Raw genomic sequence first — 15,685 nt, forward strand, 5'->3', positions numbered from 1 at the left:
TTTGACTTGAAAGTCCTCCAAAGCTTTGCAATATCTTCTGTATGAAGTTCATCCTTGTTTCCTTATTTGCGAGTGCTTTCCTATTTCCACTTTTTTCCGAAGAAGTCGGTGTCGTCTCTTTCGTTCAAGGTAAAATCCTTTTAACGGGACCCAGAGCTAAAGCAGGTGGGGAAAGCGTGCGCATCAATCAAATCTTAAAAAAAGAGGATACCATAGAAACAAAAGATGGAGTCTGCGAAATCCAACTCGCAACCCAAGCGACGATCCGCATGGAAAAATTTTCGAAATTATCTCTTGTCAATCTTCTGGATCCTAAAACAAAACAGACTACCGTGAGAGCGTATTCGGGAAAGTTGTTTGTGAAAGCTCACAAACAAAGTTCCTCAGGACAAAATAAGTTAACGGTCACGAGTCCAAGTTTTGTCGCAGGAGTGCGCGGAACCGAATTCATCGTAGCCTTGCCCGATGCGGGCGGAGTGAACTCTGACTTAAAACTACCGGATGGAGTTTACGTCAATGAAGGTACAGTCGCGGTTCAAAAAGATGAAAAGAGCAAGGAAATTCTCGTTAAAGAAAATGAAGAGATTGTTGTCACAGGTAAGGAACTCATAAAACAAATGCTTGCCGATTATGCAAAAGAGAAAATGAAAATTTTTGAATCCTTAGATCAGATAAAAGAAGAAAACTATAAATTAATTCGGGATCAAGCATTGAAGAATGAAGAAACCATGAATCAGATGAAAGGGAAACAAAACGAATGAAAAAATATTTATGGACCTTTGCCATTCTTACAATTTCCACATTAGCCGATTCATCACCTAACGTAAAACCAGTTTATCGTTATGCTTTTTATACTCTATCTACTTCCGCAGAAAGTTTGGAACTTTTACAGCATATAAAAGCGCAGGTCATAGCAACAAATCGTGGCGATGCCATTTTACAAACTAATTGGACGTTACCATATGAATTAACAAGCAAAGAAAACGGAGAAATGAATTTAAATGAATTAAAAAAACTACATCCATTAGAAAATCCTGAAAAAATCATCATATCACAATCTAATAACGGAGTCACTCAGCTTCAAATGGTGGATATAGAATCATCAAAGATAGAATATAAAAATTCTCTCCCGGATTCTGTTTCTAAATCCTTGCTCCAGGACTTTTATGCATACCTGGATAAAAAAAATATCTACCTTGCCATTTCGGAAAGAAAGTCTTCTCCTTCTGCGCCCATAAAGTTTTCGCAACTGAAGGCAAAATATGTAGCAGGCGAGCCAATCCGATTTGAACTCGAGGCAACTGGGGACAGTTACGTCTATGTTGTATTTATACCTGAATCGAAAAGTGCCGAACCTTTATTACTTTTTCCGAATCCGAACCAATCGGTAAATTATTTGAAAAAAGGGGAGCGTATCATGATACCGGAAAATAATTTGCTTCTGAAAGCCTCGCCGCCTTATGGACATGATAAGATCAAAGTATTTGCTTCAAAAGAAGAATGGACAGATTTCCAATTTAAAAATCAAAAAGGAGAATCCTTTTTTAAACTTTTACCTCCCGCCCTTACGGGAACGAAATCGGTCTCCTTACCTGACCTTATGGCAAGAACCATTTTAAATACACAAGTGACCGAATGGGATTTAGAAATCTCACCTAACTAAATTAACATACTAGTTTTGATGATTACCAGCGGATTTCTTCAATAATGTTATAGGAAGCATTTGAATACTGACCACCTATGTAATAGGCTCTGTTTTCATTTGGTATTTTTGTGAGAGTGCCCGAAGACTTGGGATAATTTAATTTTCCAATTTGACGCGATTTGTTTTTTTCCCAATCAATTAACTCAATGCTGTCTGTGACATTGGCGCCAATGAGACCACCAATGATGATATCCTGCGTCTCGCCATATTCCAAATTCGAAAATCCTGAGCGCCCAGCCTGTTCCATTACAAATTCAGATGTTTTGGTATTTAAGGCCAGATTCCATTTTTGAGCACTATCCGATTGTCCCGCAAATCGAAAATCTTCCGAACCGATCTTACAAACTACATTTCCAATCGCATCTACAGAACTACTAACGGTTGCTATACCTGAACTCACATTAAAAGTTTCAATGGCATCTGTTCCCGTTGCGCCGCCAAAAACAGAAAAGGTGGAATCATTACTAGAACAAATGGAAGCTTTTGCTGTCCTTGATTTTTGCATATTGAAAGAGGCACTAAACGCATTAGAACTTTCAGAATATTTTTCTATTGAATTTGAACCGGTACCGGTGCCGCCAATTATATAATGGATAGAACCTATCGTATGCGTTAAGAAATCTCGCCTTTGCGCCGTTAGATTCGGTCCACTTGAAAAGGTTTCAGAAATTGGATCAAATAAAAAGGAAGTAGCTACATTCACACTCGATGCATTCACTCCGCCTACGATCAGAATTTTCTGATTCGAAAGTAAAACGGCCCGATGCAAAGAAAGAGCAGGCGCAATGCCTGCTGACCAAGAGATTAAATTTTCAATTTGAAGCGTTTCAGGGTTAAATATTTCAAGTGTATTTAATGCAGTGGTGGCACTGTTGGTAACCCGTCCTCCAAAGACATAAATCTTCCCATTAAAATAGACACTCGCATGATTCCTTCGTCCTTGGGATAAATTTGCTACGATTCTTGCTCCAATCATATTAATTTTTACAAGAGAGTCACTGAGTGTATTGCCCGACATATCCGTTATATTTCGTAAAGTTAAGGTAACCTCGCCTCCGTTTCGATTAACGTTTCCTAGAATAAAGATTCGGATTTTATTTCCATCTAACTTCGCAATTTCTGAAATGATTAAATCACCTCCTCCGATTCCCCCAAAAGAATAGTTCCCGACTGCCAAATGGTTTTTCATCGGCTCGGAATACTCTAATTCGATGAAACCTTTATCAAAATCACTTAAACCGACAAGACTCGTTCCGAATTCTGTTTTGACAGTGGGGTTGGTCTTATCTACCGTAATCTCATAGTTTGGTTCTGAAAGGGTTCTACCATTTGTGTCCAATAAAAAATCAAAATTGATTTGGATTTTTCCTTCCGTAACGGTTTCCAATGGCAGTAACTCTAGCTTAAAATTGTCCTTTCTAATCAAACTAAAATTCTTTTCCAATTCTGCGTGAGAATCGGTATTGATAGGTTGCAAAATTGTTTGGCATTCTATGACTATAGAACTTACGGTTTGGACGATCGCGCCATTCTCAGGTGAGAATTTACAATTTAAATTTCTAGGATTCAATAACAGCTGTGTCATTAAACTAACATTATTTGCTTCCATATCATTGGGACTCACAGATGGATTGATTTTACAATGATACATCAGGATGAAAACAAAGAGGATGAAAATCTTATTTCGTTTCATAAACCCAAACTGAATTGCTCGAAGGATTCGAAAGATTCAAACCACCAGCAATTTTAATGTATCCTGAAAAATTAGTCGCACCGCCAAAAATATAATGTTTGTTGCCTAGAGATACCGTCGCATTGCAAAATTTTGGTTCTGGAATTTGTATGCCTTGCTTAAAATTTTTATAATCCTTATTAAAATGTATTACTTTTTCCAAGGGTGCAGAACTACTATTGCCACTAATTCCAGATAGGATGCTGTGATAACGAGTGTCCGATGAAAAAACAGTTTGACCTAAGGATTTTTCCAATCCGCCGATTGTGCTAATAGCATTCGTCTCCTTATTGAAAATTTGTACGTTTAAAGAGCGTAAACCGGAACCCAAAAGGAAATTTTCTCCGGAGACCGCCACAAAACTTTCGACATAATTATTCTGAAGAGTTTTAAGTGTAACCACTGATTGGTTTGTTAAATCATAACTTAACAAAGAAAAGTTATAAGCAGTCGTTGCATCCAACCTATCAATCAGTCCACCGAAAACTAGAATTTTCCCATCGCTCGAACCAATGGCTGTATGCGAGTGAAGATTGGTAGGTAAGGTAGAGGTTGCCGTAGTAAAAGAGTTACTCTGCGGAGACAAGGTTTCAATGGCATTGGAAATTCGAATATCGGCAGTAATATTTGATACGACTGTCATACCGCCTGTAATAACGACTGTTCCATCTGAGAGCTGCACGCTGCCAAAATTAGTCCTCGGTTGGTTCAAGGATGACCCTACGCTCACGGTATCCGTCACGGGATCATAGAGATATGCATTAACACTGACAACTCCAAATTTACCAATCGCCGATGGAAAATACGAGTTCTCATATCCACCAACAAGAAGGATTTTACCATTTCTCAGTTTGAAGGATTTATGATAGAACAAAGGCTTGGTTAAGGTAGAATTTACCAATCGAAAAGATTCGGTTTTAGTATTAAACACTTCTAATGTATTCGAGATTACACTTGAGTTGATCCCTCCACTCAGTAAAATATTTTATTCATCTATGGCAATAGCAGAAAAATCGCACCGCCGTTCAATCATGTTGCCTACATTTCGAAAACCATAAACATTGATTATGATTTCCTCACTGGGTACCAAGATGCCCGCATAATCTCTTACACGTCGAGGGATCACTTTTATGATCATTGGTTTGTCTGTATAGGATTGAAAGAATAGACGATAGTTCATTTCATCCGATTTTAAAATTTTTAAAACCTGAATCTCACTTGGATCTGAAAAAATGAATTCATAATTTGATAAGTCCTCTGCACCAACGACAGCTTCCGAATAAGTGAGGATCACATTTCCCTCAGACAAATCGACCGAATGCACATTTTGCATCTTGCTTTCTGTTGTTATAGAAGGTACATTTTGATCCAAAACCCAAAATGCTTCGCTAGCAGGAGGAGTTAGGTTGTATTTAGTTTTGAGATTTACTAGATCAAGAGAAAATTTTCCTTCCTCTCCCTGAAACGAGATTTCGTAGGATTTGTTAGAAACTTTAACAAGCGTATAATCGATTCTAATTGCATTATTATAAAGAATCAAATCTTCTTTGGATAGATCCGAAACTTCATACTTTAACATAATTGCGATTTTTGACAAATCATTTGTCACTGTTCCCAATTGGGGAACAAAGGATATATCGGAAGAATTCTGAAAGATAAGCAAATTGGAAAAAAGGCTATTTGCTGAGGAAGGATCAATTCCATTTAATTTCGGATCTATCCTACAACTTAAGAGGAAAATAATCAAAGTAAATAATATCCGTTTACTCATTGTATTCAATGACCTCCATAGCAGGAGTGTCTCTGGAATTTGCACTGGATGTATTTCCTTGGCTGCCACCAACGATTAAAATTTTATTGGCAGAAAGAGGAATGGTGCAGTGACCATAACGTGCATTTTTTAAACTACCGATTCGTATGGATACGTTATTTACTGATCCAATCAAACGGATGTCACTTCTAGACTGCGATTCAATAGGACTATTTAAAAATCCTCCTATATCCAATATATGGTTCTCTCCCCATGTCACGGAACCTGCATAATGTGTTCCATTGTCCGCGACAGATAATGCTTCAAATTTGGAAGTGTTGGCTTTCCATTTTTCAGGAACAGCGATTCCATTTTTTCCACCAATCGCGAGCAATTCATTGCCAACATTTACAATCCGAAGAAGACTTCTTGCCACTGATAGCTTACCTTCTGTTCGTATCGAATAAGGAGATGTTAATGAAATCGTTTCAATAGAATCTGTGGGTAAATTATTGCTGATCTCACCCCCACCAATCCATAATTTGGATTGATATTTCGTAAACCCAAAACCTTCTCTTCCTAGAGCAAGGGAAGGTCCGACTGAGATCGTATTTAAGTTTGGATTGATGATACTAGTCGATGTGTGCTTGGATGCAGCAGCTGATTGTCCGCCAAATACGAGTATATTATTATCATCAGTTAATACCGAATCATGTGAATACCGAACAGCCGGCAGAGTAAAAGAGGCATTCGACGATAAAAAAGGGCTAACACGAATCCACTCTGCCGTATTCAAACGGTTAGTAGTGGTGTCTGATCCTTTTAATCCCCCCGCAACCAAAATACGGCCGTCCGTGGCAGCCGTGGCCGAGAAAAAGACTCTTGCTGTGTTTAAATTTCCTATTAGCGATGAACTGAAGTCTGTTAGATTCACCTTCTCTACGGTAGTCGAAGGAATTCCATTCTGCCAACCACCAATAACGAGCAATTCGGAACTATTGATTCTTACGCACTGACTAAAAGTTCTCGGAACCAAAAGATCGCCGATCTCTTTGATCACGGGGATCTTGAAGTTAAATGTAGACTGAATGAAATGATTATTCGTATCTTTTATATTTGCAACTTGCAAGGATAGATTGCTATAATTTGCATCTGGAATTCCAAGGAGGGAAAGTCGATATAACGTTTCGGAAATCTTTACTGATTTTACTATGACAAGAGTTCCTTTGGCACTTCCACTAAAGGTAAAGTTATTGGCATTCTCAGCGCCTAAAACCTTTTCACTGAAATTTACATCTATATATTTATCAAGAATGAATTTTGGATACTCACCAACCTGATTTAATACAGTTACTGATGGCTCACTGGAATCAACCAAATAGGTAAGACTGAGTGTATTGATAGGCAAATCAGCACTTACACCTTGAACTAAAAAAATTATCTTTAATTCGCCTTGCCAATCCTGACTTATAAAATTAATTTTAATACTTTGTCTGTCTATAAATTCAAAGGTAAAATCAGAGAATACGTTCTCATTTAAGCTCATTTCTATTTTCGTTTTCGATATGTCTCTATTTTCATTTAGCGATTTAAAAATGATGCTTGTCGGAACGGATGAGAGTGTCCCTTCTTTAGGATCCACATCATATGAAAATTGGTTTAGTAGAGTTGAGACTAAAGAAGCTGATATATAATCTTTGCTATTCGGATCTGTCAGTCGACTGACATCCTGAACGGAACATTGAAATAAAAAGAAGATTATAAATAGTAATTTAAAACGAAGTTTGAAAAAACACATACGTCTTATCCTCTATAAGATTAGCTGAGGAGCTAAGGATGCGCTCTCTGGAAAAGGTAGCACCAATCATTCTTTCCGTTGGATCTCTCTTTAAAAAATAAAAATCGATGATATTGTAAACTTGATAGATTAGAAAAAGATTTCCAACGGTTTCCATTTGTTTGATAGCAGATTGGTATTCTTCACGAGGTCTGGCGATAAGAGTTTCATTGATCAAATATGTCTCAAGGAGTTGGCTCGAAGGCGGAAGCCCAGGCGTTTCAAGATATTCTCTTTTCGTTTCCTGGAGATGAAAATAGCTATAAGTCATTAGACCGTACAGAAATCCACTCCCCCACATCATATATTTTCCCTTTGTCGTTTCCCCTCGAGAATACTGCCCCCAACCAGGAAATGCCAAGCTTTGGAGCAAGTAACGTGAGCTATATGGATCATTTATTTTTAAATCAGCAATACTAAACTCAGGATTACTTGCATGCGTTATGATTTGGTCATCCGATTTCTCACCAAAATACTTCACATAAGGCTTTTGATTCTTTTTGTTTTCACTTGACCAATCTTTAAGTGCATTCGTTACATAATCACTTAACTCAGTAAAGGTTATTTCTGCGTTAAAATTTGAATCGGCGCGTCCTTCCATTCCATATATCAAATATTTGGTAAAAACTCCATAGGCAGATTTGTCATCTTCATAACTAAAGTAACCAAGCTTCGTGGAATAGAAAACTGCTACTTGATCGACATCCGAAAAGGAAACATTGGATAAAAATTTCGGTCCAATCAGTTGTGTTGTTTTGTCAGGGTTACGGCAGGCATCCAAGATAAACAAAACTTTCTTTAAACCTTTCGCACGTGTCCTCGCGAGAAGATCATCCACAGAGATAGATGTTCCTATGATACTTTTTAAACTAGAGTCTGATGTAAGTAAGTAATTTTTCTCATCATAATCTGTCATACCATGGCCAGAAAAATAAAAGACCAAACTATCTCCTGATTCCATTTCATCAAGCATCCGGTCAAACTCAGCTTCAATCTCATACTTTGACTGCGATTGGGGGCTTTGTCCGATTGTTTGGATCTGTTTAAAATTACCATACTTGAGAAGGACTTTTGCTACGCCAGCCGCATCATTTTCTGCTTTATCTAAGTTTCCAATATTCGGATCATTATAATTATTGATTCCGATAACGAACGCAAATTTATTTCCTTCTTCTTTACGACGATTGTTATCTTCTGATATGCCTTTTTTTTTTGTCTGTGCATCCAAAGGATACTCGGTCAAAAAAAGAACCAGAAGTAAAAACAAAGGAGTGAGTCGATTCGAGAATGGCAGCATATAATTTTAAGGTAAATGACCCATCCGAATCATTTCATGTATATCCTATTGTATCTCGTTCGCTTGGTTCTTTGTCAAACTAGATTCCGAAAACGAAACCAAATTCAATTTCAAAATGTCAAACGAAACCAAATGATTTTGGTTGGAAAGAAAACTTGACATCTTATAAGAATTCAATCAAATTAATGAATTATGAAACGAATTTTCAGCATAACATTTATCATTCTTCTTTTTTCCGGGATAGCAGTTTGCAAGAAATCGAACCAGAACCAGGATAAAAATCCCCTTCTCCTCTTTGGACTTCTTCTCACCCAAAATTCATCTGCGTGTACTCCACAATCTGGCTTTACGATTTGTATTCCTAAGGGAATCGCGGAGTAAGTATGCGAAAGTTCCTCTATCTAATTTTGTTTTTGTCAATGACCTTTCGATTTTCCGATATTGGAATGTTTCCAAACAATTCTCCGCTCATTAATAATATAACAGATGCCATGCGATTCGACATAGGAACAGAGCCCCTGTTTGCAGACTCTAATTCCTGGGGATTCGTTAGGCAGTCGGCCACCTGGGCTCGAGGAAACTCAAATCTTATGGATCAGTTGATCGCCGGGCTCAAAAAAGCAGGATACTTTTCCAATTCTAATCCCGTTACACAAACCTTTACGAATGTCACACTTGATGGTTTGGGTTCGACCACGATCCGCATCAAACTTAACCAACAAGCATCGCCTATTTCAGGAATCACTTCCACGGCTTATACAGGCTCAAAGTCATTTAATCATTTTCTTGAGATTTCAAAAACCAGCAATACCACTCCAAGCTTGCAGTTATTTTTTGATGATCCAAATACCTTACTCGGAAATGATGGAGCACTCATTTACTATCGTATTGGAGATTGGAATTCCGCTCAATTTGCAAACGTGGGAAGCGTCATTACCGAGAGTTATACAGCTAATGAATCTAGTTACGGAACCAAATTCCAAGCCTACACCTGGAAAAATGGACCCGAAAACGCGAGCTGGCCTAGCGATATTGGGCGTGTGGTGTTAACTGAAGTTGATTCAGGAAAACAATTATGTTTTAGGTCCGTTGTGCGTTTCAAATTCAGTAAGTTAGCGGAGATTAGTCCAAGCCAGACCACTTCTCTAAATAACCTAAAGTCTGTTTGTGGGGGATCGGATCAAATCTATTACGGTCTTGCTTATATGCAAAAGTTCGATAGTCCTTTTTATACTACAGCAAAAGCAAGTATATCACCGCTCACTTCAAATGGTACGTTTCCTGAAACCATCTGCAATCTCTCATCCTCAATCACTGGTGCCAAACTTTCGTATGGAATTTTTGATGTAAATGGATTTGTGAAAGATAATCTCTCTGCCTCGGAAGTACCGAGCACTTACCCAAGTCCCACCGTTGGAGGAACCGATTTTATGTCAGTGGATGAGGCATTTAGCCGAACTGGTATCGATTCAACAAGTGTACTCGCCTCAGGTAAACCAGCGGCTAGACAGTATGAATATACAAGTAAAAATTATCTCGACAGCCTAACTGGCACAGAAGGTGAGAAGCTAGCATTTAAAACGGGTATTTAGTCTTTCGGATTTTCCGTTCGATAGATCGCATTCGACAGGATAGAACCCGTGAGTGCGATGATTTCCACACGGATGAAAGGATCCTCATTTGAGAATTGATAAAATGAAACATTGGTATCAGGATCTATTTTTTTCATTGCCCCATCTTTTCCGATCCAGCGAATTTCTAGATAACGCTCTTTCGAATCTAATTTTACAAACCCATTTGTATCAATCTTCATATTAGGAAGATTAGGATCCTCTGCTTCACGAAAATACTTTTTAACACAATAAAAAGACCCCGCACCTAGATCCTTGCGAACCGATTTCGGATTCGTCTCGCCCGATGCCGTTGCAATATAACGCTTCAAACTTTCTCCCTCTCTGCCCCTCTGGAGTAAGATTGTTTGTAATAAATCCTTCCACCATGGTTGTCCTAACGACTTTGTAATTGATTCAGGCAGATAATGGAGATCATCTGAGGCCATGCAATGAACTTCGCGTCCTTTAGAAAGGAGTGTATCTAAAATTTTGGAATCATCACCAAATGGAGAGTAAACTTCAACGGCATTATAATTTTGAATCTGAACTAAATCTTCCCTTGTAAAAGAATCATTTAGCTTTGGATGTGCAATGATTACATAGCCACCAGTTTCTTGCATCTCTCCAAATGTCCAACTTACGTTATCCCTACGTGCATAAATGGGAAACAAATCCGAAGTTGTTTTTTTACCACCAATCACAATGGCATGCCTTTTTCGTAGGTTTCTACCCCATTCAAATCCTGATAATTCAGTCTCGTCTGAAGCATCCTCTTGAATCTGATCATAATCAGTGAAGCTCAGAACAGAGAATCCGTTGTTTCTATAAACTGATTCTATATCCTGTTTGGAGTGTCTTTCCGGTGTATACCAGATACGATCTGAGTGAATGTGCAATGCCACTTTCTCAGAAGCATCTTTCCAATTTTGTTTTTGGTATGGGTTATAAAAATGGGAGCCTGAAAAATCCTTCGGTAAACTTTGAATCGGATCTCTCAAAAAGATAACAGTAGATAGTTGGTATAAAACAAAGAGAAAAACGAGGATACTCATCCCGTAGGCAATCAGCCTAAGTTTTGTCTGCCGCTCGCTTAATTTCGAAGTTTTCAAGTTTTTCGGGTCTGGAACCGTTAAAAGCATGTTTCAATGTGCCATTTTCTCATGCCAATTAGATTCCATTTTTATTACAAAATGAAGACAATCATGGATCCAAAAGTTTCTTGTTTTCAGAATCTTATGCCATTCGATCCATGACCTGTGAAATTACTTTCCAAAATACCACGCATTTATCTACTAACGGCTCTATTTTTTCTTTTTTTGCTCTCCTTTAATGATAGTCCTCTATATGACCAAGACGAAGCCGCGTATGCAGGATTTGCCAAACAGATGTTAATTACGGGCGATTTCGTGAAACAGGAATTTCCGTTTTCAGAACCACACAGAAAGCCGCCTCTTCACCTTTGGGTCACAGCTTCTGCCTTCCATCTTTTTGGGATCAGTGAATTTTCACTTCGTATTTTCCCATCGCTTTGGCTTGCTCTCACGTGTTTACTTACTTTCCAGATCGCAAAACATTTGTTTAACCAATCAGTCGGTGAGGTGAGTTTCCTTATACTTGCTACTTCTCTTTATTTTCCCTTAAATGGAAAAATTGGTCTCGTGGACGGTCTGTTAACTTTCACAGAAACATTAGGTCTATTTGCACTCGTGCAATTGCTCATCCCAAAATCTAAATCTTCGATTTATTGGGTCATTCTCTTTTGGATTGCGATTTGCCTAGGAGCCCTGACCAAAGGACCTCCGATTTTTATCTTCCTTGGCGGGATTTGTTTCCTATGTTTGTTCCATAAACAAACAAGAGCAAACGTTCTTCAATTGAGGCCTTGGCTGTTTTTACCACTCGCCATTGTTCCTCTAGTTTACTGGGGGTATTTGGCATGGCAGAGAACCAATGGAGAAATGATCCGATGGATGATAGACTGGTATATTCTAAGAAGGGCATCCGATTCTGTTTTTGGACAAAGTGGACCTCCAGGGACTTACTTCTTGTTATACTTTGTCACATTGTTGCCGTGGTCGATTTATCTACCTTCCGTTTTAAAGGCGATCTTTCGATATTTGGTCCAGATAAAGGATTCCTTTCGTAAAAAATCGGAATCTATTTCTGTAGAGGGCTTGATTTTAGTTTCGGGTTTATTTTTCGGTTGGGTCTTTTTTGAATTTTTAATGAGCAAACTTCCCTCTTACACTTTGGCCGCCTATCCTCTACTCTCGATCCTGATCGCAAAATCATACACTGATGCCAGTTCAGAATTCTTAAAAAAAACAGTCCTAGCATTTGCCATCCTCTTAACTGTAGCCCTGCATCTGTTTGTTAGCCCTCTAGTCAATACGTATCGAATGGATTCTAAGATCGTTGCAACCAAATGGAATCGATCCATTCCCAATCAGGAGCCATTTTATTCGCTAAAGAATTATGCCCTACCGAGTTTCGCTTTTTATTTGGACCATCCCATTATTGTAATGAAAGACATTCAGGATTTCAAGATTCTTCCTAATCGAAGTTATCTCTTGATCGATCCTGAGATGTTTATGATTCTAACTAACTTTGGCTTAAAAGCAGAAATCATTGCCGAGGAGGAATCCATTTTTGCCTATGATCGGAACAAGACCATTTCTCTGTTGATCATACAAATTAAAAATGAATCTAGCTTGGCTAAATAAGGCAGATCCTCTTTTTCCATTGCGAAGAGGATCCCTCCCAAAAACGATGTAGAAGCAAGTGGAATTCCACAAGTCTAACATCTGAGGTATTTATGTTCCCTGATTTTATTGAAGACAATTTATTGGAAAAAGAAATAGCCATCTTAGGTCAGATGGACGCAAATTTAAAAACCTTAGATTCTCTTTTAAAATTGCCAAACCTCACCTTCGCAAATTTTCTAAAACCATACCAATCCATCCAGACCAATCTCTCCGACCTGAGCACTGAAATTTCGCATCTCAATTCAGTAAAAAATAGCGAAGAATCCCAGGCCGTTTACGCCAGAATTCTGCCAAAACTCACCGAGTATTATACCAATTTAGGACAAAATGAAGCCATCTTTTCTGCTCTCTTAAAAATTGAATCCTTAGATCAAAATTTAACTTCTGAACAAAAACAGGTTTTAAAAAATGAAATTCGAGACTTTCGTCTTTCTGGAGTAGGACTCTCCGCCGAAAAAAAGGAAGCATTTAAACAAATCCAGATCAGGTTATCAGATCTTTCCAATCAGTTCTCACAAAACGTGCTCAATGCGACTAATTCCTTTGAGATGATTCTAGAGTCTGAAGATGTGATTGGTATGCCAGAAGGTGATCTTTTATCAGCAAAGACAGAAGATGGAAAATACAAATTTACCCTTCACTTCCCAAGTTATATTGCTTATATGACTTACGGACCAAATCGCGAAAAACGAGAAATCCTATACCGAGCCTCGACAACAAAGGCACCCGAAAATGGCAAAATTCTTGAAGAAATTTTAAGACTCAAGAAAGAGCAGGCTGAACTTTTAGGATATCCCTCGTATGCTCATCTAAGCCTTGCTACTAAAGTTGCGGAATCGCCGGAACAAGTTTTAGAATTCCTTCGAAAGTTAGCAGAAAAGTCAAAACCTATCGCCTTACATGAGTTTGAAATTCTTAAAAAATTTGCAGAGTCAGAAGGCTGCCCTGATCTTAAATCTCATGATGTGATATTCTACAGTGAGAAATTGAAGAAATCATCCTTTCAATATGAGGAAGAAAAATACCGACCTTACTTAGAAAAAGAATCCGTAGTTCGTGGGATGTTCCAATTTTTAGAGTCACTTTTAAGCATTCAGTTTCAAGAAATCAAAACAAGAGTTTGGCATCCGTCTGTTCTCTGTTATGAGATATTGACTCAAAACATGGTTCGTGCTAGGCTTTATCTCGATTTGGAAGCAAGAAGTGAGAAAAAGGGTGGAGCTTGGATGCATAATTGGAAGCCACATTTTATCGATGAGACTGGACAGGAAACTTTGCCCATTGCCTTTGTTGTCGGAAATTTTCCTGTTGCCTCCAAGGATCAGCCTTCCCTCTTAAAGCCCTCCGATGTTGTCACACTCTTCCATGAACTAGGACATGCGCTCCATCATCTCTTATCCCGAGTCAATGAAGCATTTGTAAGTGGAGTGAATGGCGTGGAATGGGATGCAGTAGAATTTCCCTCTCAATTCCTTGAAAATTTTGTATATGAACCCAAAGTTCTAGCATTGTTTGCAAAACATTATCTCACAGGGGAGACCATCCCACAAGAATACATTGATACCAAGGTCAAAGCTAAAAATTTTCAATCGGCACTGGGCGTTGTTCGCCAATTAGAATTTGCCATTTTTGATATGCTGATCCACGAAGGTAGTCCTTCAGAAGCAGAAGTACAAGAAATCTTAAACAAAGTTAGAGAGGAGGTAGCAGTCATCACACCGCCTAACTATAATAAATTTCAGAATTCCTTCTCTCATATTTTTTCTGGTGGATATGCAGCGGGCTATTATTCCTATAAATGGGCAGAACTTATGTCAGCAAATGCATTCTACAAATTTGTAGACCAAGGAATTTTTTCAGAAAGTCTTGCAAACCAATTTCGCCAAGACATTCTCGAAAAGGGTGGCTCAGAATCTGCCATGGTTCTTTTTAGAAGATTTTATGGAAAGGATCCTGAACTTGAAGCATTACTTCGCTTAAATGGAATCGCTGCTTAAAAGTTTAATCGTATCTGCAAAATGTTCCGCGGTATCTGTTGACTTTAGCAAAACTCTTGTTTTGCGATTTTTGTCGAGCACATAAACATATGTAGAATGATCGATGGTCGATCCGTCTTTGGTCTCTGCTACATAAGCCGCATACTGTTTTACGAGCTTCGCAGTAATTTCGCTTGGGAAGGAATATCCATTGGAAGAGTCTAAATAAAATTCTACATACTTTTGGACCACGTCACTTCCATCCCGAACAGGATCGATAGAAATAAAGATCGTCCGAAATGATTTTTTAGTTTCGGAAGGTAGATGTGACTGAGCAAGTTTTATTTTTGAGAGCATATTCGGGCAAAAATCGGGACATTGCGTATAACCAAAGAATACGAGAAGGACAGGTTCGGAAAAATCTTTAAGGCTGACCATTTTACCCGACTTGTCCGGATAGGAAAAGTCACCACCAATGGGGAGCGGTGCTCCCAAATCCAACTTCGGTTGGCAATAAGTTACGACCGAAATCAAAATCACTAGACTTAAAGCGCCTTTCATTCTGTTCATTTGACTACTCTAGCGTAAGATTCTTTTTTTGACAGGTCAGAAAAAGAAAAAGTAATACGCAAATTTTCTCCTTCTATGAGCTTCCTGGTTCTACCAAAAAGCATTAGGTGGCTTCCTCCTGGCTGAAACGAATACTTACGATCCGCAACGAGGTGGATTGGATAGGGAATTTGAATCATCCGCATGATTTGATTCTCATCAATCTTGGATTCGTGCCATTCGACACGTTCGAAACCATCACACTTGACTCCAATTAACGTCTGATTCACTTTAGAATCAATCAAAAGCGTGCCATAAGCAACTGAGGAATGCACATCCTCTGGGAGTAATTTGACCTCGAAACCATTTGGTGCACTTCTACACGAAAAAAACAAAACTACTTGAAATAGTAGCAGAATTGTCAAATTTGTTATATTTATCTTTCCCATAAAGAGAACTCA

13 protein-coding genes are annotated in these 15,685 nt (G+C 38.4%); 5 read left to right on the forward strand and 8 right to left on the reverse strand.

Annotated features, from left to right (window positions below; genetic code table 11):
• Window positions 1–41: 41 nt before the first annotated feature.
• A complete protein-coding gene (locus EHQ58_RS05305; protein WP_135622841.1) occupies window positions 42–761 on the forward strand; it encodes a FecR domain-containing protein in 720 nt (239 codons plus the stop codon).
• On the forward strand, window positions 758–1,663 hold the full coding sequence (locus tag EHQ58_RS05310; protein WP_135622842.1) for a DUF4384 domain-containing protein: 906 nt from the start codon (window positions 758–760) through the stop codon (window positions 1,661–1,663). The genes EHQ58_RS05305 and EHQ58_RS05310 overlap by 4 nt, the downstream gene beginning before the upstream one ends.
• Before the next feature lie 22 nt (window positions 1,664–1,685).
• On the opposite strand, the gene EHQ58_RS05315 is transcribed toward EHQ58_RS05310, so the two are convergent.
• Genes EHQ58_RS05315 through EHQ58_RS05335 form a run of 5 tightly spaced genes read right to left on the reverse strand, consistent with a single transcriptional unit; the run spans window position 1,686 to window position 8,321 of the window.
• The gene (locus EHQ58_RS05315; RefSeq protein WP_135622843.1) at window positions 1,686–3,398 is read right to left on the reverse strand and encodes a Kelch repeat-containing protein; all 1,713 of its coding nucleotides are present in this window, start codon (window positions 3,396–3,398) and stop codon (window positions 1,686–1,688) included.
• Window positions 3,385–4,368 (reverse strand): Kelch repeat-containing protein, encoded by a 984-nt coding sequence (locus EHQ58_RS05320; RefSeq protein WP_135622844.1) that lies wholly within the window; start codon window positions 4,366–4,368, stop codon window positions 3,385–3,387. Before EHQ58_RS05320 ends, EHQ58_RS05315 begins: the two co-directional genes overlap by 14 nt.
• A gap of 54 nt (window positions 4,369–4,422) precedes the next feature.
• Window positions 4,423–5,208: a hypothetical protein gene (locus EHQ58_RS05325; RefSeq protein ID WP_135622845.1), complete on the reverse strand. Its 786-nt coding sequence runs from the start codon at window positions 5,206–5,208 to the stop codon at window positions 4,423–4,425.
• On the reverse strand, window positions 5,201–6,985 hold the full coding sequence (locus EHQ58_RS05330) for a Kelch repeat-containing protein (RefSeq protein ID WP_135622846.1): 1,785 nt from the start codon (window positions 6,983–6,985) through the stop codon (window positions 5,201–5,203). The genes EHQ58_RS05325 and EHQ58_RS05330 overlap by 8 nt, the downstream gene beginning before the upstream one ends.
• Window positions 6,960–8,321 carry a caspase family protein gene (locus EHQ58_RS05335; RefSeq protein ID WP_135622847.1) on the reverse strand — a complete coding sequence of 454 codons (1,362 nt, stop codon included), beginning with the start codon at window positions 8,319–8,321 and terminating at the stop codon, window positions 6,960–6,962. Before EHQ58_RS05335 ends, EHQ58_RS05330 begins: the two co-directional genes overlap by 26 nt.
• Before the next feature lie 383 nt (window positions 8,322–8,704).
• On the opposite strand from EHQ58_RS05335, the gene EHQ58_RS05340 reads away from it, so the two are divergent.
• Window positions 8,705–9,913, forward strand: a complete 1,209-nt coding sequence (locus tag EHQ58_RS05340; RefSeq protein WP_135622848.1) for an LIC_12337 family protein — start codon at window positions 8,705–8,707, stop codon at window positions 9,911–9,913.
• Here the strand turns inward: EHQ58_RS05340 and EHQ58_RS05345 are convergent.
• On the reverse strand, window positions 9,910–11,073 hold the full coding sequence (locus EHQ58_RS05345) for a phosphoesterase (RefSeq protein WP_135622849.1): 1,164 nt from the start codon (window positions 11,071–11,073) through the stop codon (window positions 9,910–9,912). The two genes, EHQ58_RS05340 and EHQ58_RS05345, sit on opposite strands and share 4 nt — an antisense overlap.
• A 117-nt stretch (window positions 11,074–11,190) precedes the next feature.
• Here EHQ58_RS05345 and EHQ58_RS05350 point away from each other — a divergent pair, with 117 nt between their 5' ends.
• Window positions 11,191–12,657, forward strand: a complete 1,467-nt coding sequence (locus EHQ58_RS05350) for an ArnT family glycosyltransferase (protein WP_135622850.1) — start codon at window positions 11,191–11,193, stop codon at window positions 12,655–12,657.
• A 92-nt stretch (window positions 12,658–12,749) separates the two neighbouring features.
• Complete coding sequence (locus EHQ58_RS05355; RefSeq protein WP_135622851.1) at window positions 12,750–14,696, forward strand: M3 family metallopeptidase; 1,947 nt, start codon at window positions 12,750–12,752, stop codon at window positions 14,694–14,696.
• Here EHQ58_RS05355 and EHQ58_RS05360 read toward each other — a convergent pair.
• Both EHQ58_RS05360 and EHQ58_RS05365 read right to left on the reverse strand, forming a co-directional pair.
• Window positions 14,676–15,245 (reverse strand): SCO family protein, encoded by a 570-nt coding sequence (locus EHQ58_RS05360; RefSeq protein WP_246047174.1) that lies wholly within the window; start codon window positions 15,243–15,245, stop codon window positions 14,676–14,678. The genes EHQ58_RS05355 and EHQ58_RS05360 overlap by 21 nt on opposite strands.
• A complete protein-coding gene (locus EHQ58_RS05365; RefSeq protein WP_167883544.1) occupies window positions 15,242–15,649 on the reverse strand; it encodes a copper chaperone PCu(A)C in 408 nt (135 codons plus the stop codon). Before EHQ58_RS05365 ends, EHQ58_RS05360 begins: the two co-directional genes overlap by 4 nt.
• Between the last annotated feature and the right edge of the window lie 36 nt (window positions 15,650–15,685).

The sequence above is a fragment of the Leptospira ognonensis genome, assembly GCF_004770745.1.
GTDB lineage: Bacteria > Spirochaetota > Leptospiria > Leptospirales > Leptospiraceae > Leptospira_A > Leptospira_A ognonensis.

Coding starts and splice junctions, on each gene's coding strand:
- EHQ58_RS05305 (WP_135622841.1), top strand. CDS start 42: ATGAAGTTCATCCTTGTTTCCTTATTTGCGAGTGCTTTCCTATTTCCA.
- EHQ58_RS05340 (WP_135622848.1), top strand. CDS start 8,705: ATGCGAAAGTTCCTCTATCTAATTTTGTTTTTGTCAATGACCTTTCGA.
- EHQ58_RS05325 (WP_135622845.1), bottom strand. CDS start 5,208: ATGAGTAAACGGATATTATTTACTTTGATTATTTTCCTCTTAAGTTGT.
- EHQ58_RS05310 (WP_135622842.1), top strand. CDS start 758: ATGAAAAAATATTTATGGACCTTTGCCATTCTTACAATTTCCACATTA.
- EHQ58_RS05360 (WP_246047174.1), bottom strand. CDS start 15,245: ATGAACAGAATGAAAGGCGCTTTAAGTCTAGTGATTTTGATTTCGGTC.
- EHQ58_RS05315 (WP_135622843.1), bottom strand. CDS start 3,398: ATGAAACGAAATAAGATTTTCATCCTCTTTGTTTTCATCCTGATGTAT.
- EHQ58_RS05355 (WP_135622851.1), top strand. CDS start 12,750: ATGTTCCCTGATTTTATTGAAGACAATTTATTGGAAAAAGAAATAGCC.
- EHQ58_RS05330 (WP_135622846.1), bottom strand. CDS start 6,985: ATGTGTTTTTTCAAACTTCGTTTTAAATTACTATTTATAATCTTCTTT.
- EHQ58_RS05335 (WP_135622847.1), bottom strand. CDS start 8,321: ATGCTGCCATTCTCGAATCGACTCACTCCTTTGTTTTTACTTCTGGTT.
- EHQ58_RS05345 (WP_135622849.1), bottom strand. CDS start 11,073: ATGCTTTTAACGGTTCCAGACCCGAAAAACTTGAAAACTTCGAAATTA.